The organism is Enterobacter cloacae complex sp. HYC003_NIDB, assembly GCF_056673375.1.
The window spans coordinates 943,123-961,987 of the sequence record NZ_CP114220.1; the positions used below are offsets into that span (position 1 = coordinate 943,123).

The 18,865-nt window shown below is 54.5% G+C and carries 19 protein-coding genes; 8 read left to right on the forward strand and 11 right to left on the reverse strand.

Features of this window, described 5'->3' with window-relative positions; all coding sequences use genetic code 11:
• Positions 1-5 precede the first annotated feature (5 nt).
• The 6 genes from cydB to O1722_RS04545 all read right to left on the reverse strand — a co-directional run bounded on the left by cydB (position 6) and on the right by O1722_RS04545 (position 4,724).
• The gene (gene cydB / locus O1722_RS04520; protein WP_015571779.1) at positions 6-1,016 is read right to left on the reverse strand and encodes a cytochrome d ubiquinol oxidase subunit II; all 1,011 of its coding nucleotides are present in this window, start codon (positions 1,014-1,016) and stop codon (positions 6-8) included.
• Positions 1,016-2,419: a cytochrome ubiquinol oxidase subunit I gene (locus O1722_RS04525; RefSeq protein WP_017382872.1), complete on the reverse strand. Its 1,404-nt coding sequence runs from the start codon at positions 2,417-2,419 to the stop codon at positions 1,016-1,018. Before O1722_RS04525 ends, cydB begins: the two co-directional genes overlap by 1 nt.
• Before the next feature lie 70 nt (positions 2,420-2,489).
• Positions 2,490-3,362, reverse strand: coding sequence for a manganese catalase family protein (locus O1722_RS04530; protein ID WP_033487616.1), 873 nt, complete (start codon positions 3,360-3,362; stop codon positions 2,490-2,492).
• A gap of 17 nt (positions 3,363-3,379) precedes the next feature.
• Positions 3,380-3,886 (reverse strand): ferritin-like domain-containing protein, encoded by a 507-nt coding sequence (locus O1722_RS04535; RefSeq protein WP_017382870.1) that lies wholly within the window; start codon positions 3,884-3,886, stop codon positions 3,380-3,382.
• A gap of 61 nt (positions 3,887-3,947) precedes the next feature.
• Positions 3,948-4,445 carry a YciE/YciF ferroxidase family protein gene (locus tag O1722_RS04540; protein WP_003862851.1) on the reverse strand — a complete coding sequence of 166 codons (498 nt, stop codon included), beginning with the start codon at positions 4,443-4,445 and terminating at the stop codon, positions 3,948-3,950.
• Positions 4,446-4,535: 90 nt separating this feature from the next.
• The gene (locus O1722_RS04545) at positions 4,536-4,724 is read right to left on the reverse strand and encodes a con-10 family general stress protein (RefSeq protein WP_015571775.1); all 189 of its coding nucleotides are present in this window, start codon (positions 4,722-4,724) and stop codon (positions 4,536-4,538) included.
• A gap of 453 nt (positions 4,725-5,177) precedes the next feature.
• On the opposite strand from O1722_RS04545, the gene yjdI reads away from it, so the two are divergent.
• Both yjdI and O1722_RS04555 read left to right on the forward strand, forming a co-directional pair.
• Positions 5,178-5,408 (forward strand): 4Fe-4S mono-cluster protein YjdI, encoded by a 231-nt coding sequence (gene yjdI / locus O1722_RS04550; protein ID WP_033487615.1) that lies wholly within the window; start codon positions 5,178-5,180, stop codon positions 5,406-5,408.
• Between the two features lie 10 nt (positions 5,409-5,418).
• Complete coding sequence (locus tag O1722_RS04555) at positions 5,419-5,691, forward strand: GNAT family N-acetyltransferase (protein ID WP_003862848.1); 273 nt, start codon at positions 5,419-5,421, stop codon at positions 5,689-5,691.
• A 595-nt stretch (positions 5,692-6,286) separates the two neighbouring features.
• Here O1722_RS04555 and O1722_RS04560 read toward each other — a convergent pair.
• On the reverse strand, positions 6,287-7,516 hold the full coding sequence (locus O1722_RS04560) for an amino acid permease (protein WP_003862847.1): 1,230 nt from the start codon (positions 7,514-7,516) through the stop codon (positions 6,287-6,289).
• A gap of 116 nt (positions 7,517-7,632) precedes the next feature.
• Entirely contained in the window at positions 7,633-8,097 is a 465-nt protein-coding gene (locus O1722_RS04565) for a multidrug/biocide efflux PACE transporter (RefSeq protein WP_032669280.1), read from the reverse strand.
• Positions 8,098-8,198: 101 nt separating this feature from the next.
• On the opposite strand from O1722_RS04565, the gene O1722_RS04570 reads away from it, so the two are divergent.
• The 3 genes from O1722_RS04570 to O1722_RS04580 all read left to right on the forward strand — a co-directional run bounded on the left by O1722_RS04570 (position 8,199) and on the right by O1722_RS04580 (position 11,335).
• The gene (locus O1722_RS04570; protein ID WP_033487614.1) at positions 8,199-9,065 is read left to right on the forward strand and encodes a LysR family transcriptional regulator; all 867 of its coding nucleotides are present in this window, start codon (positions 8,199-8,201) and stop codon (positions 9,063-9,065) included.
• Positions 9,066-9,157: 92 nt separating this feature from the next.
• Positions 9,158-10,336, forward strand: coding sequence for an acetyl-CoA C-acetyltransferase (locus O1722_RS04575; RefSeq protein ID WP_032669281.1), 1,179 nt, complete (start codon positions 9,158-9,160; stop codon positions 10,334-10,336).
• Positions 10,337-10,651: 315 nt separating this feature from the next.
• Positions 10,652-11,335 carry an oligogalacturonate-specific porin KdgM family protein gene (locus O1722_RS04580; RefSeq protein ID WP_033487613.1) on the forward strand — a complete coding sequence of 228 codons (684 nt, stop codon included), beginning with the start codon at positions 10,652-10,654 and terminating at the stop codon, positions 11,333-11,335.
• A 153-nt stretch (positions 11,336-11,488) separates the two neighbouring features.
• Here O1722_RS04580 and O1722_RS04585 read toward each other — a convergent pair whose 3' ends face one another.
• Positions 11,489-12,664 (reverse strand): oligogalacturonate lyase family protein, encoded by a 1,176-nt coding sequence (locus O1722_RS04585; protein WP_033487612.1) that lies wholly within the window; start codon positions 12,662-12,664, stop codon positions 11,489-11,491.
• 300 nt (positions 12,665-12,964) lie between these two features.
• Here O1722_RS04585 and kduI point away from each other — a divergent pair, with 300 nt between their 5' ends.
• The 3 genes from kduI (at position 12,965) to araE (ending at position 16,354) form a co-directional block, all read left to right on the forward strand.
• Entirely contained in the window at positions 12,965-13,801 is an 837-nt protein-coding gene (gene kduI / locus O1722_RS04590; RefSeq protein ID WP_017382863.1) for a 5-dehydro-4-deoxy-D-glucuronate isomerase, read from the forward strand.
• Between the two features lie 63 nt (positions 13,802-13,864).
• On the forward strand, positions 13,865-14,626 hold the full coding sequence (kduD, locus tag O1722_RS04595; RefSeq protein WP_003862835.1) for a 2-dehydro-3-deoxy-D-gluconate 5-dehydrogenase KduD: 762 nt from the start codon (positions 13,865-13,867) through the stop codon (positions 14,624-14,626).
• A 312-nt stretch (positions 14,627-14,938) separates the two neighbouring features.
• A complete protein-coding gene (gene araE, locus O1722_RS04600; RefSeq protein WP_023304357.1) occupies positions 14,939-16,354 on the forward strand; it encodes an arabinose-proton symporter AraE in 1,416 nt (471 codons plus the stop codon).
• Between the two features lie 82 nt (positions 16,355-16,436).
• Here araE and O1722_RS04605 read toward each other — a convergent pair whose 3' ends face one another.
• On the reverse strand, positions 16,437-17,723 hold the full coding sequence (locus O1722_RS04605; protein ID WP_017382862.1) for an ABC transporter substrate-binding protein: 1,287 nt from the start codon (positions 17,721-17,723) through the stop codon (positions 16,437-16,439).
• Positions 17,724-17,736: 13 nt separating this feature from the next.
• Positions 17,737-18,864: an ABC transporter ATP-binding protein gene (locus tag O1722_RS04610; protein WP_023295369.1), complete on the reverse strand. Its 1,128-nt coding sequence runs from the start codon at positions 18,862-18,864 to the stop codon at positions 17,737-17,739.
• Position 18,865 lies beyond the last annotated feature (1 nt).

Below are 18,865 nucleotides of genomic sequence, written 5' to 3' on the forward strand. Positions count from 1 at the left end.
AATCCTTAATGATAACCTTCGGTATCAGACACTTTGCCCCGGAAGACGTAATAGCTCCAGGCGGTATAAACCAGGATCACCGGGATGATTAACAGCGTACCAATCAGCATAAACAGCTGGCTGGCAGGCGGCGCGGCGGCTTCCCACAGGGTGATGTGCGGCGGAATAATGTGTGGCCACAGGCTGATGCCCAGGCCGCTAAAGCCGAGGAAGATCAGGCCCAGCGTTAACAGGAACGGACGGGCATGGCTGTCGGGATTGCGCGTCAGCCGCCAGATCCACAGGCTGAATACCGCGACCAGAACCGGAACCGGCAGGAACCAGAAGAAGTTAGGCAGAGTAAACCAGCGCTCGGCGACAAACTGCCAGCCGAGCGGGGTCCAGATACTTACCACCGCAATAACGGCGATCAGCGCCAGCAGCACATGGCGGGTCAGCTCGCGCATCCGGTTTTGCAGCGCGCCTTCACTTTTCATGATCAGCCACGTGGTAGCCAGCAGGGTATAGGCGACAATTAAGCCCAGCCCGCAGAACAGATTAAACGGGGTGAACCAGTCCAGCGAGGAGCCCACAAAGCGACGCCCTTCCACGTCAAAGCCGTTGATCATCGCGCCAACCACGATCCCCTGGCTGAAGGTTGCCAGCAGGGAACCGCCGGCAAAGGAGTAGTCCCAGAATTTGCGGTGTGAAGGGGTAGCCTTGAAGCGAAACTCAAACGCCACCCCGCGGAAAATAAGCCCGATCAGCATGGCCGTCAGCGGGATGGTCAGGGCATCGATAATCACTGCGTAGGCCAGCGGAAACGCGCCGAACAACCCTGCACCGCCGAGAACCAGCCAGGTTTCATTTCCGTCCCAGACAGGGGCGACGCTGTTCACCATCACGTCGCGCTCTTTGGCATCGCCCACAAAGCTGAACAGCATGCCGATACCGAGATCGAAACCGTCCATGATGATGTACATCAGCGTGGCGAAGACAATAATGGCAAACCAGATGACCGGGATATCGACGCCCATCAGATCTTCTCCTCTTCCGGAACGGACTCGGCGGCGGACAGCGGACGGGCAGGGGTGCCCGACGTATTAGACGTTAGCGTGCCCACAGGCTGCGGACCTTTCTTAATCAACCGGGCGAGATACACATAACCCACGCCAAACACCGAACAGTAGACCACGATAAAGGCCAGCAGGCTGATGCTCATCTGCAACGTGCTGTGCAGAGACACCGCATCTATCGTGCGCAGATAGCCGTAAACGACCCACGGCTGGCGGCCCACTTCGGTGGTGACCCACCCGGCGAGCAGCGCGAGCAGTCCGGCAGGCCCCATACAGAGGGCAAACCAGTGGAATGGCCGCGAGTGATAGAGTCGACGGCGATAGCGCAGCCAGACGCTCAGCACGCCAAGGGTAATCATCAGCAGCCCCATGCCGACCATAATGCGGAAGGACCAGAAGACGATGAGCGAGTTAGGGCGGTCCTCTTTCGGGAAATCCTTCAGCGCCGGGACCTGTTTATCCAGGCTGTGCGTCAGGATCAGGCTGCCGAGCGCGGGAATTTCAAGCCCGTATTTGGTGCGCTCCTCTTCCATATCCGGTACGCCAAACAACAGCAGCGGGGTGGCCTCGCCGGGCGGGTTTTCCCAGTGGCCTTCAATCGCGGCGATTTTGGCAGGCTGGTGCTCAAGCGTATTCAGGCCGTGCATATCCCCAACCACGGCCTGAATGGGCGCGACCAGCAGCGCCATCCACATGGCCATGGAGAACATTGTGCGAATAGCGGGCGTATCGTTACCGCGCAGCAGATGCCATGCCCCGGATGCGCCCACAAACAAGGCGCTGCACAGGAAGGCGGCGATGGACATATGGATCAGGCGGTAAGGGAATGAGGGGTTAAAGATAATGGCCAGCCAGTCTTCGGGAATGACCTGACCGTTCTGAATACTGAAGCCCTGCGGGGTGTGCATCCAGCTGTTGGAGGCGAGGATCCAGAAGGTGGACATCAGCGTGCCCAGCGCCACCATGCAGGTGGCAAAGAAGTGCAGGCCGGGGCCGACCTTATTCCAGCCGAACAGCATTACGCCTAAGAAACCAGCTTCCAGGAAGAAGGCGGTTAGTACTTCATAGGTGAGCAGAGGGCCGGTTATGCTGCCTGCGAACTGGGAAAAGCCGCTCCAGTTAGTCCCAAACTGGTAAGCCATGACCAGCCCGGAAACCACGCCCATACCAAAGTTGACGGCGAAAATTTTCAGCCAGAAATGGTATAGCGAGCGCCAGACATCATTTTTGGTGCGAAGCCACATGCCTTCGAGAACCACCAGATAGCTCGCAAGCCCGATGGTGATCGCCGGGAAGAGAATATGAAAAGAGACGGTAAAGGCGAACTGTATCCTGGCCAGATGAAACGCATCAAGCTCGAACATGCTCCGTACCTCTGGAACTGATAACGCACAAGGCATTGCCAGACAGCCTCAGGCTGCCTGGCAAAACCGGTTACGGTTTTTTCTTACCTGCGCCAAGCTCGGCACCGGTAAGCGGATCGGCATTGGGGTCGGATTTCGTGCGTGCGCACATCGCTTTGACCAGCGTTTCCTGCTCTGTAGTGAGCGTTACGCTTGCGCCGCCGCCACCGCCATCGACCGCTGGCTGAGGAGATTCCACGTAGTCGAAGTGCTTATCGCTGTTCCAGCTGCCGCGAACTTCTCCCCCCTCAGACATATTGTAGTACTTGTTGGTGTACTCTTCGATTGGCGGCAATTTACCTGGTGGGAAATTGTTACGGATCGACTGGAGCGCCTTCTCAAACGAGAGCTGGTGTGCTGCCTCACGCGTCATTAAAAACGCCAGCGCATCTTTAACACCCGGATCGTCCGTTACGTTAATAAGCCGTTCGTAGATAATTTTGGCGCGCGCCTCGGCCGCTATGTTAGAGCGCAGATCCGCGGTCGGTTCGCCAATGGTATCCACGTACGCCGCCGTCCACGGTACGCCTGCGGAGTTAGTAAGCGGAGTACCGCCGCCGTAGAGCAGGGAGGTGATATGACTGTCGTTGCCGTTCTCGGTCATGGAGCGGTACAGTTCCGCTTCATTTTCAACGCCTTCCGCCAGTTCGCCTTTCGCACCCTTATTGAGCATACCCACCAGGGTGCCGATAATTTCCAGGTGACTTAACTCCTCGGTCGCGATATCCATCAACATATCTTTACGACCGGGATCGTCGTCGCTTAATCCTTGCGTAAAGTAACGACATGCCGCGGCAAGTTCGCCCTGTGGCCCGCCAAACTGCTCAAGCAGAAGATTGGCCAGGCCCGGATTCGGTTCGGCTACGCGTACCGTGTATTGCAGCTGTTTTACGTGTCGAAACATACATTCTCCTTATTTCGTTATTTTTTCGCTTCAACGCCGTCCGCGTCGGAGCGCAGCAGGAACTGTTCCGTCGTCTGTGGAATATGCTGGAGCAGCCAGTCTGCCATCTGGCGCTCTTCTTCCAGAATGGATTCAAGGGCTGGAATGGAGGCGGTATCGCCTGCTTGTTTGGCCGCAGCCAGCAGAGAGGTGTAGCAGGCAATTTCAAACTGCTCAAAAACGTAGCCGCTGATGGAGCCTTTAACAATTTCGTCGGAAGGGAACATGCCGCCAATGGACTGGCCGAGCGCCGCCATTTTGCTCATGGAATCTTTTATGACCGAACGGGAAATATCATTGCGGTCGAGAATTTCTTCCAGCACGGTAATTTGGTGTTTAGTTTCATTAACGTGTTGTTCAATTCGTGCACGTAAGTCGGGATAATTATCAATACGGCTGGCCATTGATTCCAGCATGGATTCGGCTTGCTTTTCCATCGCATGGGCATCGCGTAGCCAATCATGGTAGTGTTCTACATGATTCATAATTAACTCCTGTGATTTATTTTCTGGTTAATTTTTGGTGCTGATGCTCATCAGATATTAATTATCCTTTCTGGGCTTTTTGATTAATATTACCGACAGCCAGATCGGTTAATTTAAGATCGGTTTCTTTTTCTTCTTCCAGCGTTTCGGCAAGAAGTTTAACGGCTTTTTTATAGCCTAATTGTTCAGCCAGGGTGGCCAGGGTGCCGTAGCTGGCAATTTCGTAGTGTTCAACTTTCTGTGCGGCAGCAATTAATGCAGCGTCACGTACTTCATTTTTCTCAGTGCTCTCAATAACTTCGTTGGCTTCTTCAATTAAGCCTTCCATCGCAACGCATTTCATGCGCTTCAGTTTGAGGCCGGATTCCTGCTCAATAATCTGATCGATACGTTCGATCTGTCCCTGCGTCTCTTCGAGGTGAGCCGTGAACGCGGCACTCAGCTTCTCGCTGGATGCGGCGCGAGCTAATTTGCTTAGCGCGCGGGTCAGCTGCTTCTCAGCGCTGTAGGTGTCGGATAACAGGTGAATAAATACATCTTCAACAGTTTTCATATTCATATTTTCGCTCCAGTGAAATAAAGGGAAGGTACTGCGAGCCGACGGGCCCGCAGTATGCTCTCGGTATATTTATAAGAGCTTTAAATAAGATCAGGAGTTATCAGATTTACGGCCTCCGCCGTGACTGCTCTGTCCCCCTTTCTTACCCGCTTCAGATGCGCGTTGCGGATCGTTTTTGAAATTACCGCCGCTGTGCTGGCCGCCTTTACGTCCAGCTTCTGATGCCTTTTCACGGTCTTCAGCGAAATTACCGGAACCACCACGATGTTGCTCTGCCATATATCAACCCTCATGTTGCGTTTATGTCAGGAGATACGATAAGTAATTCGTATCAGTTGTCGTTCAGAAATTAACATTAGTCGTTATGTGAGAAGAGTCAAATTTCTTGTTTGGGTTGTTTTACGGTAATTTTGCAGGGAATGAAGAAATACCGCTTCGTTACGAGTTTTAAAAACGAATGGGAAATCCATCAGTTAGATGAAAATAAAACCGGAGGTTAAGATTGCGCTTAGCTAATAATCCTAATGTGAACGTGGCGGGAATTATTACAAGAATTGACACAGCGCAAAAATATATCTTCGCAACGGGTGTTCTTGTATTCGGAATAATCCTATGAACGTGACGAAGTCATGCGCTGAAAAGAGTGTGGCTAAACCTCGTTTTTGACGTGGTCAGGTGGATCGGGTGAGGGTATGCTTCTTTTGTCACCACAATAATTACAGAGGCAATGTCATGGATCAGGAGCTACTGGATGCGGGGTACCGGGCCTATACCGGTGAGAAAATCGATGTCTACTTCAACACCGGGATCTGCAAACACTCGGGCAACTGCGTGCGCGGCAGCGCGAAGCTGTTCGATCTGAAGCGTAAACCGTGGATCGCGCCGGATGAAGTAGATGCAGAAACGGCTATGCGCGTAATTGATACCTGCCCGAGCGGCGCGCTGAAGTACCGCCAAAAATAAGTGAGGAACCATGGAAATTCTTGAAGGCCATAACAAGTTTTACGTCAACGACGCCGAAGGCAATCAGGTAGCGGAGATCGTCTTTGTCCCGACCGGCGAGCATCTGAGCATCATTGAGCACACCGATGTGGATCCGAGCCTGAAAGGGCAGGGTGTGGGTAAACAGCTGGTGGCGAAGGTGGTAGAGAAGATGCGCGGTGAGAATCGTAAAATTATCCCGCTGTGTCCATTTGCGAAGCATGAGTTTGATAATACGCGGGAGTATGACGATATTCGGGCGTGACTTTCTGATAAAGCCTTCTTTGCCAGGACCGTAGAATTGTTCCGTTCACTACAGCATCTTTGCTATCTGAAACGCCCGCTGCGGTGAACGTGTTAAGGGGGCTATCGCCGCCCCCTTAACAATCCCGGCTCCCGGCAGGAAAATCGCCGCTTCGCGGTGCCCTCATCTTATTCCTTACGGCTTATCGGGGACGGGCGGAGGTAACGTCCGTGTAAAGCCGCCCTCGACGCGCATCCATGCGCGTCGCCCCGGCCTCCAGGAAACGATTCGGCGATTTTCAGCCGGACTCATCCCTGCTCCAGCTTCTTCATTGCCTGAATGGGGCACGGGTGTTGAGTCCCCGCTAAAATCGGCGAGCCGGAGACCGGATGACAAGGGCTGGGCGCCATGGATGGCGACCAGAGGCGAATCGAGACAGGATGTCGAGTTGAGCCGACCGCAGGCAGACGGTCGGGAGGTGAGCGCAGTGCGAAGCACCGATTTTCCGCGGGGCCGCGGGGATTGATAAGGGGGCCGCGGTGGCCCCCTTATCCCGTTCACAGGTTCAGGGGTAAGATTAACAACCAATCGTAAGGTGAACGGAAAAACGACACACTCAACCCACAAACATCACCGACACACACAGCACACCCACAATCAGCGTCAGCAGGTTACCGATGGAGCGGTACGGTTTTAACGACGGGATCAGGTACGTCGACAGCGTCGGCATGATGAACAGGATCATGGCGATAAGCGGACCGCTGATGGCGTAAATCATTGAGATGGCATTCGGGTTGATGCAGCAGACCGCAAAGGTAATCAGCGACACGCCGAGAATCGAAACCGCGCGGTTAAAGGCGCGACTTTTCTTCACACCCACCTGATTCAGCGACGATTTCACAATTTCCGTTGCCCCTTCAATCACGCCAAAATAGGTGCCGAGGAACGATTTCGACATCGCAATAATCGCCACGATAATGCCGGAAATGCCCAGCCATGCTGGGGACGATGGCATCATTGACAGCGCGGACAGGATCGTCACCCCTTCCTCTTTTGCCGCCACGATATACGACGGTGGAATCGAAAGCAGGCAACTGAACACAAAGAACAGCACGCTGAGGCAGATGATCAGGTACGCCACTTTCATGATTTTTTTGCATTTACCCATCGCCTCTTCACCGTATTTCTCGCGACGGTCTACGGCGAAGGTCGAGATGATCGGAGTATGGCTAAAAGCGAAAACCATCACCGGGATCGAAATCCACACCTGGTGCAGCGTATGCTGGTCGAAGGCCATCTGGCTGGTCAGCAGCGACGGCTGCCAGCTGCCCGTCAGATACAGCGAGACAAACAGGAAATAGGCGATCAGCGGAAAGACAAGGAAACCCATCACCTTAATGGTGATGTGCCGCCCCATCAGGAAGATCAGATTCAAAATCAGCACTACGCCAAAGCTCACCAGCATCCGCATGCCGGTATCCACCGTCATCCGTTTCGCCAGCTGTTCAGTGAGTGAGTTGGTTATCGCCACCGCGTAAATCAGAACTACCACAAAGAAGGCCACAAAATAGAGTGTGGTGATCAGGTTGCCGATCTTTTTGCCGTAGTAATGCGAAACGGCACCGGTGATCCCTTCGTTGCCTTTCGTCTTCGACGACAGAATAAATTGCGCCAGCGCTTTATGCGGCCAGTAGGTTAAGGGATACGCCACAAGGGCGGTGATCAGCAGGACAATCGCGCCAGCAGAGCCGAGCTGAATGGGCAAGAACAGGGTTCCTGCGCCCACGGCAGTGCCGTAGAGGGCGAAACTCCAGAGAGTCTCTTCTTTTGACCAAATTTTCGACATTAGAGCAACGTATCAACTATAAAACGAACAAAAAGGAGTGCAATTTACCATAATTATGCGTTGAGGTCGCCGTTGCTTCGCAGGGGGCGGGCCGGAGCAGGTCTCCGGCCGGAAGGTTATTCGCTTGCCAGGGCGCGTCGTTGCTGGCGGCGCTTGATGATTTTATCCCGCAGGGTGTCGTACGCCCAGTTGTAGAGCATGGTGTACGGCAGGAAGAACAGGAAGAAACCAATTTCCAGGGTAAAAGCCTGGAGCAGCGTCACGCCCAGCACGGCGGCAACGATGGTTACGCCAATCACAATAAAGCCGCATTCAAAACCCAGGGCATGCAGGGCGCGCACTTTCGCCGTGCGCTTCACCCGCTGGACGGGCCAGAAACGGTCGAAGCCAAAGTTATAGATAATGTTCCAGAGCATTGCCGTGGTCGCCAGAATAATGGTAAGACCCCCCATTTCAACCACCGAGCGCTGCATTAGCCACGCGGCCGTCGGGGCGAGGATCGCCGTGGCAATGCCTTCAAAACAGACGGCATGGAAGATCCGCTCCGGCAATTTACGTTGGAGTGCATCCTGATGTTGCATATTTACCTCATATTGACGCCAGTATGGGCGTTGATGCGGCCTATTCTTATCGTTTAAGGTGATATATAAAAGATGGTATCCATCGATAAAGTAGATACATCATGCGTTACTCTCCCGAAGCACTGACCGCGTTTGTTGAAACTGTCGCCGCAGGTTCGTTTTCTGCTGCGGCACGGCGGCTGCGTAAAAGCCAGTCCACCATCAGCACCTCCATCGCCAACCTTGAAGCTGACCTTGGCTTTGAGCTGTTCGATCGCTCGGCGCGTCACCCGGTATTAACCGCCCAGGGTGAACAGATGCTGGGCTATGTCCAGTCGATACTCGCCGCCAGCGCGCGCCTGGATGAGCTGGCCGTATCGTTAACCGCGCAAACGGAGGCGCGTTTTACCTTTGTTCTCTCCGATACGCTTAACCCGGCCGTGCTGGAAGAGATGATGAGCCAGTTCGACCAGCGTTTTCCGCACACGGAATTTGAGTGCCTGATTGGAGAAGAGGAGGACGTGATCGATCTGCTGCAAAAGGAGCGGGCGCAAATTGGCCTGACGGAAGCGCGCGACAGCTACCCGACCGATATTGGCGCGACCCGTCTGCCTATGCAGACGCGGATGGCCATCTACGTTTCTGCCGGACATCCTCTGGCAGGGCAACATGAGACGCAGGCGGACGAGCTGCATGGCTGGCGCGAGCTGCGGTTGAGCACCTATCTTGAACGGGAAGCGCCCCTTTCGCGCGGGCCGGTCTGGTCTGCGCCGAATTATCTGTTACTGCTGAGCATGGCGGTACAGGGCTTTGGCTGGTGCGCGTTACCCTGCGCGCTGGTCGACGAATTTGCCGCGTCGAAATCGCTGGTGCAGCTGAACGTGCCGGGCTGGCCGAGGTCGATTGCCATCGATCTGGTATGGAACAAACGAACCCCGCCCGGCGTCGCCGGAAGCTGGCTGCGCCAGTACTTGCAGGACGCACGATAATCCTGTGACTAAACTCACTAATTTTAAACATTTGCGTCAATTGTTGATAACAATCCTCTACTATCGTCATGTCATTTTGCACAGAGGTCGTGATGAAAGATGTCGTTATAGTGGGTGCGTTACGTACGGCTATCGGCTGTTTTCAGGGAGCGCTTGCGCGTCACTCTGCGGTTGATCTTGGCAGCGTGGTGGTAAGAGCGCTGGTGGAACGCTGCGGGATTGCCGCACATGAAATTGATGAGGTGATCCTGGGCCAGGTGCTGACCGCTGGCGCGGGACAAAACCCTGCGCGCCAGGCGGCGCTGAAGGGCGGCCTGCCTAATACCGTTTCGGCAATTACCATTAACGACGTCTGTGGTTCAGGTTTGAAAGCGCTCCATCTTGCAACGCAGGCCATCCAGTGTGGTGAAGCGGATGTGGTCATTGCCGGCGGGCAGGAGAATATGAGCCGCGCCCCGCATGTCCTGACCGACAGCCGGACCGGCGCGCAGCTCGGGAACAGTCAGCTGCTTGACAGCCTGGTTCACGACGGGCTGTGGGACGCCTTCAACGACTACCATATGGGCGTAACGGCGGAAAACCTGGCGCGGGAATACGGTATCAGCCGCGAGCTTCAGGATGCATATGCCCTCAGCTCACAGCAAAAAGCGCGTGCAGCGATCGACTCCGGGCGTTTTCGCGATGAAATTGTCCCGGTCAGTACCCAGCGCCAGAACGGCGAAGCGCTCATCGTCGATACCGACGAGCAGCCGCGCACCGATGCCAGCGCAGAAGGGCTGGCAAAACTCGATCCGGCCTTTGAAACGCTCGGTTCCGTAACGGCAGGCAACGCCTCATCCATTAACGACGGTGCGGCGGCGGTGATGATGATGAGTGAAAGCAAAGCCCAGGAGCTGGCGCTGCCGGTGCTGGCGCGGATCAAAGCGTTTGCCAGCGTGGGCGTTGATCCCGCGTTAATGGGGATCGCCCCGGTCTATGCCACGCGCCGCTGCCTGGAGCGGGCGGGCTGGGAGCTGAACGATGTGGATCTGATTGAGGTCAACGAAGCTTTTGCTGCACAGGCGATTTCGGTCGGGAAAATGCTGGAATGGGATCCGCTGCGGGTCAACGTCAACGGCGGAGCCATCGCGCTGGGCCATCCCATTGGCGCCTCCGGCTGCCGCATTCTGGTGTCGCTGGTCCACGAAATGAAAAAGCGTAACGCCCGAAAAGGGATCGCAACGCTATGTATTGGCGGGGGGCAGGGGGTGGCCCTGGCTATCGAACGGTAATTTCTCCCTCTGCGCACAGAAACCTCCCACGGGAGGTTTTTTTGTGTCCGCAGAATCCTTTTTTAACACTTATGCGTTCTTTCTGAAGCCCGCAATAATTATTGCGCGGTTAATTATTTGCTTTGTGAAGTGCTTAATGTGATCTCACGCCTGAAATTTACGGTTGATACCCTTTTTTTGTTGATGGGGTTCACGTCGATCTTTGCCAAAAAAAATGAAACAAATAATTTCGATCCTTGTCACTAAAATAACGGTGCATAAAAAATAAACTCAAGTTTCATAAAACGAAACGTTATTTTAATTGAGGGTTTTTTCATGTTTAAGAAATCTCTGCTCCTTGCTTCCCTTATTAGTGCCTCTTTTGCGGCTAGCGCCGTTACCGTCGATCTGCGTCACGAATATATTGACAGCGGCTCGAATGCCGACCGTGTTGCCGTCTCGCACCGCTTTGATAATGGCTTCGGTTTTTCAGTCGAGGCGAAGTGGAAATCAGGCGGGGACAAGGCAGATCAGCCATTCGCGGATGTAGTGGGGAACGGTCACGAAGATCAGATTAGCTGGCGCTGGAAAGCGACAGACAATATCGCCCTGACCCCTGCGTTTACGATTGAAAGCACAGACAGTCGCACCATTTATAAACCGAATCTGCATGTGCAATATAGCTTCGATAATGGCTTCTACGTGGCTGTGCGTTACCGTTACGAATATACCCGCTACCCGTCAAGCTCAAATAAGGACGATGATAAAGTTAACCGTGGCGATGCGTGGGTCGGTTGGGTATTAGGTGACTGGCGTACCGAGCTGAACTATGTTTACGCGAAAAGTTCTGAAGGCGTGGCCCGAAATAACAATAAAGATTATTCCAACGAATATAACGCCAAGCTGGCCTACAAATGGGATAAAAATTGGGCGCCGTATGTGGAGGTGGGCAACGTGGGGGTTAAAGACACGGACGAACGCCAGACCCGTTTCCGTTTAGGCGTGGCGTACTCCTTCTGATAATTTATCTTCTTCGCTAAAACTGCCGGGTGGCGCTTCGCTTACCCGGCCTACACCTTCCTTCCACTCCGTCGTTTCGTATGTCGCGCAATCACTCAAAAAAAAGCCCTCCGAATCGGAGGGCAAGGCCAGTTACAGAAACACTAACTCAAGTCAGGCATGCAACATTTCAGGTTGCTCAGGGAGTTTCGCGATATAGAGGGCCGGTTTGCCGTCTTTATCGGAACTGTACAGCACCGCTTTTTCGTCCGGCGTGAAGGACGGATGCGGGTGGGTTACCTGGCGGCTGTTCGCCACCGTAGCCCATGAGGTGTCATGACGGGCGATGCGGTAACAGGCTTTTTTCGCCACGTCAAAGGCATACAGATAAGGATCGTTATCAATGGTGTAGCCGCCGGTGTCTTTCACATCGACAGGCGTACCGGAGCCGTCGCCAACCAACAGGGTGCCGTCGACGTTGCTCATCAGGTGCGAACAGGCGGGCATATTCATTACCGCTTCATTCACGCCGGTGTCCGGGTTGAAGCGGGAGATGGTGCGCCCTTGCTGACCTTTCAGGTAAGAAACGTAGATCAGCGCGGACCCGTCCGGCACCCAAAATTCATGTGTACAGCTTTCACCTTCCGCGTGCGTTTTCACTTTCCGCACATTGCTGCCATCTTCGTTCACCAGCCACATGCGGGCGTCGACCAGGTCGTGCGGCCCTTCATGACAGAAGGCCACGGTATTGTCATCGAACGGGCGATATATTGGATGTCCCAGCCAGATCTTCTCGTCATGAATGGTGGTGCTTTCACCCGTTTTCAGATCAACGCGCAGCAGGCGGCAGTGCGGCCCTTTGTGGAAGAAGTCGTGGAAAATTTTCCAGTCGTTGAGTGGCGTCCAGTCACGTCTGGCAATCTCAATACCCACCAGTTTGGTGCAGTCGCTGTTCGCGACCCAGGTGCCGTAGCCGACCCACTCTTCCGGGACGCGGTACACTTCGCGCTCTGCCAGCGTCTGTAAATCCACCTCCAGCAGGGTGCGATCGTTCTTCACATAGTAGAGGGATTTATCGTCCGGAGAGAGGAACCCGCCAAAGGTGTTATCGCCCGCGCCTTCGGTCAACTGTACCGCTTCGGCGTTTTTCAGATCCAACAGGTAATAGTTCCAGTGACCGTCGAACTCCCCGGCGAACAGCAGGTGGCTGCCATCGTTAAAGAAGCACTTCTGGTAAAAGTAGTTGCGATGACAGGTTACTTCCGGTGGGGTCAGGCGGGTGACTTCCACGCCTGTATCCGGATCGCGGCTGACCTCATAGTTCAGCTTGACCCGCATACCTTTAGCCATAATGCACTCCTTTGAACGCGTAATGTAGGTTGAAAACTAGGTGATAAATTATCAAAACGTTGTTTCATTATGTGTGACTGACAGCGCACTTTCTCAGTTTGATTAACCAGATTGAGGGTCTTAAAAATTTATCGTGATCGAAACACCATTTCTGGCATAAACAAGCAGAAAAAATGAAACGTTGTTTTAAATGCAATTGAAAACCCCGTGGTCAGGGGATAATATGTGTTCATCACGAAAACGGAACGTTGTTTCGTTAATTATCTTTGCCTTCGGGCACGATCAATTCTGGAGGTTTACGTGGACGTCAGACAAAGCATCCACAGTGCGCACGCTAAAACGCTGGATACTCAGGGGCTGCGCAGTGAGTTTTTAGTTGAGCAAGTGTTCGAAGCCGACAAGTACACCATGGTCTACAGCCATATTGACCGCATTATTGTGGGCGGGATTATGCCGGTGGCGAAAACCGTCTCCGTGGGCGGTGAAGTGGGCAAACAGCTGGGCGTGAGCTACTTCCTCGAACGCCGTGAACTGGGCGTGATTAACATCGGCGGGCCGGGCACCATTACCGTTGATGGCCAGTGCTACGAAATTGGTCACCGCGACGCGCTGTACGTCGGCAAAGGGGCGAAAGAAGTGGTGTTCGCCAGCATTGATGGCAGCAAACCGGCGAAGTTTTACTACAACTGCGCCCCGGCTCATACGACTTACCCCACCAAAAAAGTCACGCCAGCGGATGTTGCCCCGGTGACCCTTGGCGATAACCTCACAAGCAACCGTCGCACCATCAACAAATACTTTGTTCCGGATGTGCTGGAAACCTGTCAGCTCAGCATGGGGCTGACCGAGCTTGCGCCGGGCAACCTGTGGAACACCATGCCGTGCCATACCCACGAGCGCCGCATGGAGGTCTACTTCTATTTCAACATGGATGAAGACGCCTGCGTGTTCCACATGATGGGACAGCCGCAGGAGACGCGCCATATCGTTATGCACAACGAGCAGGCGGTCATTTCGCCGAGCTGGTCTATCCACTCTGGCGTGGGAACGAAAGCCTATACCTTTATCTGGGGTATGGTCGGTGAAAACCAGGTCTTCGATGACATGGACCACGTCGCTGTTAAGGATCTGCGCTAGTCGCAGGCAGTTAAGTATATATCTGCCTGTTGCTGACAGGCGCTGAACGATTAAGGAATAAACATGATTCTGGATGCATTTTCTCTGCAAGGTAAAGTGGCTGTGGTTTCCGGTTGTGACACCGGGCTGGGGCAGGGTATGGCGTTAGGTCTGGCGGAAGCGGGCTGCGATATCGTCGGGATTAACATCGTTGAGCCAACGGAAACCATCGAGCGCGTCACCGCACTGGGCCGCCGTTTCCTGAGCCTGACCGCGGACCTGCGCAAAATCGATGCGATCCCTGAGCTGCTGGATCGCGCGGTGGCGGAGTTTGGGCATATCGATATTCTGGTCAACAACGCCGGCCTGATCCGTCGTGAAGACGCGATTAACTTCAGCGAAACGGACTGGGACGACGTGATGAATCTGAACATCAAGAGCGTGTTCTTTATGTCCCAGGCGGCTGCGAAGCACTTCATCGCCCAGGGGAAAGGGGGCAAGATCATCAATATTGCCTCCATGCTCTCTTTCCAGGGCGGCATCCGCGTGCCGTCTTACACCGCATCGAAGAGTGCCGTGATGGGCGTGACCCGTCTGCTGGCGAACGAGTGGGCGCAGCACAACATCAACGTCAACGCGATTGCGCCGGGCTACATGGCCACCAACAATACCCAGCAGCTGCGTGCGGATGAAGAGCGCAGCGCGGCAATCCTGGAGCGTATTCCAGCGGGTCGCTGGGGTCTGCCGAGCGATCTGATGGGCCCGGTTGTGTTCCTGGCGTCCCCGGCTTCGGATTATATTAACGGCTACACCGTTGCCGTTGACGGCGGCTGGCTGGCACGATAATTCACCCCGAATAAAGAACCTCTGCCCTCGGGTGGAGGTTTTTTTTGCGCCAAAATTGGCTTTATCCATATCCTTAAAGATGAAAAATCCATACTGAAAAGGAATGAATGACGGGTGTCACACATTTATTGCTTAAATATTAACTAATTAATAAAAAATAAGGTTAAACCACCCTGATTTGAAATTGTAATGTCCATCACAGATCGGTATGTCGTAGCGAAATAATCCATATCTTCACCAGTTCCGGCCTGACACTTTCTTCCGGTATCTCGTAATTTCACTTAACGAATTTCGCTGTTGAGGCAGGAAACTATGACATCTGTAAATGACTCTACCCTTATGCCCGCTGCGCTGCGCGATACCCGACGCATGAACCAGTTTGTTTCTGTTGCGGCCGCCGTAGCCGGTTTACTGTTTGGTCTGGATATCGGCGTTATCGCTGGCGCACTGCCCTTTATTACCGACCACTTTACGTTAAGCAACCGCCTGCAAGAGTGGGTGGTGAGCAGCATGATGCTCGGCGCGGCCATCGGCGCGCTCTTTAACGGCTGGCTGTCGTTCCGTCTCGGGCGCAAATACAGCCTGATGGTCGGGGCGATCCTGTTTGTTGCCGGCTCTCTTGGTTCAGCGTTTGCAACCAACGTTGAAGTGCTGCTGCTCTCCCGCGTGCTGCTGGGCGTGGCGGTGGGTATCGCGTCCTACACCGCGCCGCTTTACCTCTCCGAAATGGCGAGTGAAAACGTGCGCGGGAAGATGATCAGCATGTACCAGCTGATGGTGACGCTCGGTATCGTGCTGGCGTTCCTGTCGGATACATACTTCAGCTACAGCGGCAACTGGCGGGCAATGCTTGGCGTGTTGGCGCTGCCTGCGGTGCTGCTGATTGTGTTAGTCATTTTCCTGCCGAACAGCCCGCGCTGGCTGGCGCAAAAAGGGCGTCACGTGGAGGCGGAAGAGGTGCTGCGCATGCTGCGCGACACGTCTGAAAAAGCGCGTGAAGAGCTGAACGAAATCCGCGAGAGCCTGAAGCTGAAGCAGGGCGGCTGGTCGCTGTTTAAGGCAAACCGCAACGTGCGCCGCGCGGTGTTCCTCGGCATGCTGTTACAGGCGATGCAGCAGTTCACGGGGATGAACATCATCATGTATTACGCCCCACGCATCTTTAAAATGGCCGGTTTTACCACCACCGAACAGCAGATGATCGCCACGCTGGTGGTAGGGCTGACCTTTATGTTCGCCACCTTTATCGCGGTGTTCACCGTTGATAAGGCCGGACGTAAACCCGCCCTGAAAATTGGCTTTAGCGTGATGGCGCTCGGCACCTTAATACTCGGCTACTGCCTGATGCAGTTCGATAACGGCACGGCGTCCAGCGGCCTCTCCTGGCTCTCCGTCGGCATGACCATGATGTGCATCGCCGGTTACGCGATGAGCGCCGCGCCGGTGGTGTGGATCCTGTGCTCTGAAATTCAGCCGCTGAAATGCCGTGACTTTGGTATCACCTGTTCCACCACCACCAACTGGGTGTCGAACATGATCATTGGCGCGACCTTCCTGACGCTGCTGGATGCGATTGGCGCGGCAGGCACCTTCTGGCTCTATACGGTGCTGAACGTGGCGTTTATCGGCGTGACCTTCTGGCTGATCCCGGAAACCAAAGGCGTGACCCTGGAGCATATTGAACGCAAGCTGATGAGAGGGGAGAAACTACGTAATATCGGCGTGTAATGTCATTGCCCGGTGGCGCTTCGCTTACCGGGCCTACGATAGCCTGTAGGCCGGGTAAGCGAAGCGCCACCCGGCTTTGTGTTTACCGCATCGCACGTCTCAAAATACGCTCCGCCTGACGCTGGAAGTCAGCGGCCGTCTCTTCCACGGTTTTCTGCCCGTAGTCGATATACTGCAAAGAGGTACCGAACTGCGCCACAATCTGTGGGTCGTCAAAGTATGGCGAGACGGTGAGTTTCGCCGGCAGCGACTGCGCCAGGCGCAGGCCCGCCACGGATGGATCGTCCTCTTTAATGGTGCCGTCTTCGGTCAGATACTGCACCGCCACTTTGCTCAACGGCACGCCGCGCTCAAGACCCAGCGTATCAACCCCTTCTTTGCTGTTGAGCAGGAAGTTAATCAGCTTCGCTGCCGCTTCCGGGTTTTTGGTCGTCTTACCAATCGACAGCATCTGCGCCGGTTTGAAGAACAGACCCGCGTCGGTGGCGCCCGGCAGCATTGGGTAGCTGCCCAGCTCCAGTTTCGCCGGTGGCTTCAGGTTGTCGGAATATTTGTTGATGGTGGAGTTCCACATGTAGGTGCCGCCCCATTCACCCTGGATCCACGGCTTCATCTCATACATGTTGCTCTTACCGAACGAGGCATAGTATTTGGTGTCCGGCATGACGTGGCTGTCGATCAGCTTTTTGTAGGTCTGGAAAAACTCCACCCACTGTTCCTTTGTGTAGCTGAACTTTTTGGTTTTCTCATCCACCGCAGGAATGTTGTACTTCTGGATCATGTACGAATTCAGCAGCGCCAGCGTATCCTGGTGCTCCAGGATCACCGGATAGTATTGCTTGCCGAGCTTGCTCTCGAAGGTTTTACCGGCCGCCATCAGCTCGTCCCAGGTTTTCGGGTACGCAATACCCGCTTTTTTCCAGGTTTCGTCATTGAAGTAGAACACGCGCGCCGTCACCGAGATCGGAATGCCGTTCAGCTTGCCGTCCACGGTGGTGGTTTGCAGCTCTTTGGGATCGAACTGCGACAGGTCGATCACGTCCTTCATCTTGTTCAGATCGTAGAAGCCGTCACCGGTTTTGGAGAAGATCGGCAGCCAGTTCCAGTTGGTCTGCATCACGTCCGGCTCGGTGCCGCCCGCAATCTGGGTGGTCAGACGGGAGAGGTGACCGTCCCAGCCGGTGTATTCCGCTTTTACGTTGATGTCCGGGTTCTGCTTATGGAACTCTTCCAGCGCTTTCAGAGTGACCTGGTGACGGCCATTGCCGCCCCACCAGGACATCCGTAAATCCACATTCTGCGCCATCGATGGCAAAGCGGTAAGGCCCAGGGTCGCGGAGATTGCTGCGCTTAAAAGCACTTTTTTCATTTTTATCACTCCATCAGAGAGAGAGGTTCTGTTCAGTTTTTGCGTCAAAAATATGACACTTGTTCATCTCAAACGTGAAATACACCTTACGATGAAGCCCCTTATCAATCATTGGCTTAGCTTCATCGGACGGGATTCGGGCGGTCAGTTCGTAGTCCGCGACCTTCAGGTACACAAAGAATTCGTGGCCCATGTTCTCCACGCGCACCATCTCCCCGCTACAGCCGCCATTCGGGAAGGGCTCATCAGAGAGCGACACAAATTCCGGGCGCACGCCGTAGAAGATCTCCTGACCCGCGTAAGCCGCGACTTTCTCCTGCTTCTCCGCGTTCAGCGGCATGGTTTCATCGCCAATGGCGATGTGCAGCTGGCCCGCTTTTTCGACCAGCACGCTTTTGCGTATATTCATCTCCGGCGCGCCGATAAAGCCCGCCACGAACATGTTCTTCGGCTTGTGGTAGAGGTTGTCCGGCGTGTCCACCTGCATGATATGGCCGAGCTTCATCACGCAGATGCGGTCGCCCATGGTCATCGCTTCGGTCTGGTCGTGGGTCACGTAAACGGTGGTCGCCGGTTTTCCCGATTTCTTCAGCTGCTTGTGCAGGTCAGAAATACGGATACGCATCGAAGCGCGCAGTTTGGCGTCGAGGTTTGAAAGCGGCTCATCGAACAGGAACACATCCGGCTTTTTCACAATCGCACGGCCTACCGCCACGCGCTGCGCCTGGCCGCCGGAAAGCTGGCGCGGCAGGCGGTCGAGCAGCTCTTCCAGCTCAAGAATTTTGGCGGCTTCATTCACCTGAGACTCAATCTGATCTTTCGGCAGTTTGCTCAGCTTGAGACCAAAGGCCAGATTCTCGCGCACCGTCATGTGCGGATAGAGGGCGTAGTTCTGGAACACCATTGCAATACCGCGCTCTTTCGGCGCGAGGTTGTTCACGATCTTGTCGCCGATGCGCACCTCGCCGCCGCTGATGGTTTCCAGCCCCGCCAGCATGCGCAGGGTCGTGGATTTGGCGCAGCCGGATGGGCCGACGATCACCATGAATTCCCCTTCAGCAATTTTAAGATCGATAGCGTGTACCGCTTTAAAGCCGTTGGAGTAGACCTTTTCCAGCTTGTTGAAAATAACTTCAGCCATG

Coding starts and splice junctions, on each gene's coding strand:
- O1722_RS04530 (WP_033487616.1), bottom strand. CDS start 3,362: ATGTTTCGACACGTAAAACAGCTGCAATACACGGTACGCGTAGCCGAA.
- O1722_RS04560 (WP_003862847.1), bottom strand. CDS start 7,516: ATGTCGAAAATTTGGTCAAAAGAAGAGACTCTCTGGAGTTTCGCCCTC.
- O1722_RS04565 (WP_032669280.1), bottom strand. CDS start 8,097: ATGCAACATCAGGATGCACTCCAACGTAAATTGCCGGAGCGGATCTTC.
- O1722_RS04525 (WP_017382872.1), bottom strand. CDS start 2,419: ATGTTCGAGCTTGATGCGTTTCATCTGGCCAGGATACAGTTCGCCTTT.
- kduD (WP_003862835.1), top strand. CDS start 13,865: ATGATTCTGGATGCATTTTCTCTGCAAGGTAAAGTGGCTGTGGTTTCC.
- cydB (WP_015571779.1), bottom strand. CDS start 1,016: ATGGGCGTCGATATCCCGGTCATCTGGTTTGCCATTATTGTCTTCGCC.
- O1722_RS04570 (WP_033487614.1), top strand. CDS start 8,199: ATGCGTTACTCTCCCGAAGCACTGACCGCGTTTGTTGAAACTGTCGCC.
- yjdI (WP_033487615.1), top strand. CDS start 5,178: ATGGATCAGGAGCTACTGGATGCGGGGTACCGGGCCTATACCGGTGAG.
- O1722_RS04555 (WP_003862848.1), top strand. CDS start 5,419: ATGGAAATTCTTGAAGGCCATAACAAGTTTTACGTCAACGACGCCGAA.
- O1722_RS04585 (WP_033487612.1), bottom strand. CDS start 12,664: ATGGCTAAAGGTATGCGGGTCAAGCTGAACTATGAGGTCAGCCGCGAT.
- O1722_RS04545 (WP_015571775.1), bottom strand. CDS start 4,724: ATGGCAGAGCAACATCGTGGTGGTTCCGGTAATTTCGCTGAAGACCGT.
- araE (WP_023304357.1), top strand. CDS start 14,939: ATGACATCTGTAAATGACTCTACCCTTATGCCCGCTGCGCTGCGCGAT.
- O1722_RS04580 (WP_033487613.1), top strand. CDS start 10,652: ATGTTTAAGAAATCTCTGCTCCTTGCTTCCCTTATTAGTGCCTCTTTT.
- O1722_RS04605 (WP_017382862.1), bottom strand. CDS start 17,723: ATGAAAAAAGTGCTTTTAAGCGCAGCAATCTCCGCGACCCTGGGCCTT.
- O1722_RS04540 (WP_003862851.1), bottom strand. CDS start 4,445: ATGAATATGAAAACTGTTGAAGATGTATTTATTCACCTGTTATCCGAC.
- O1722_RS04535 (WP_017382870.1), bottom strand. CDS start 3,886: ATGAATCATGTAGAACACTACCATGATTGGCTACGCGATGCCCATGCG.
- O1722_RS04575 (WP_032669281.1), top strand. CDS start 9,158: ATGAAAGATGTCGTTATAGTGGGTGCGTTACGTACGGCTATCGGCTGT.
- O1722_RS04610 (WP_023295369.1), bottom strand. CDS start 18,864: ATGGCTGAAGTTATTTTCAACAAGCTGGAAAAGGTCTACTCCAACGGC.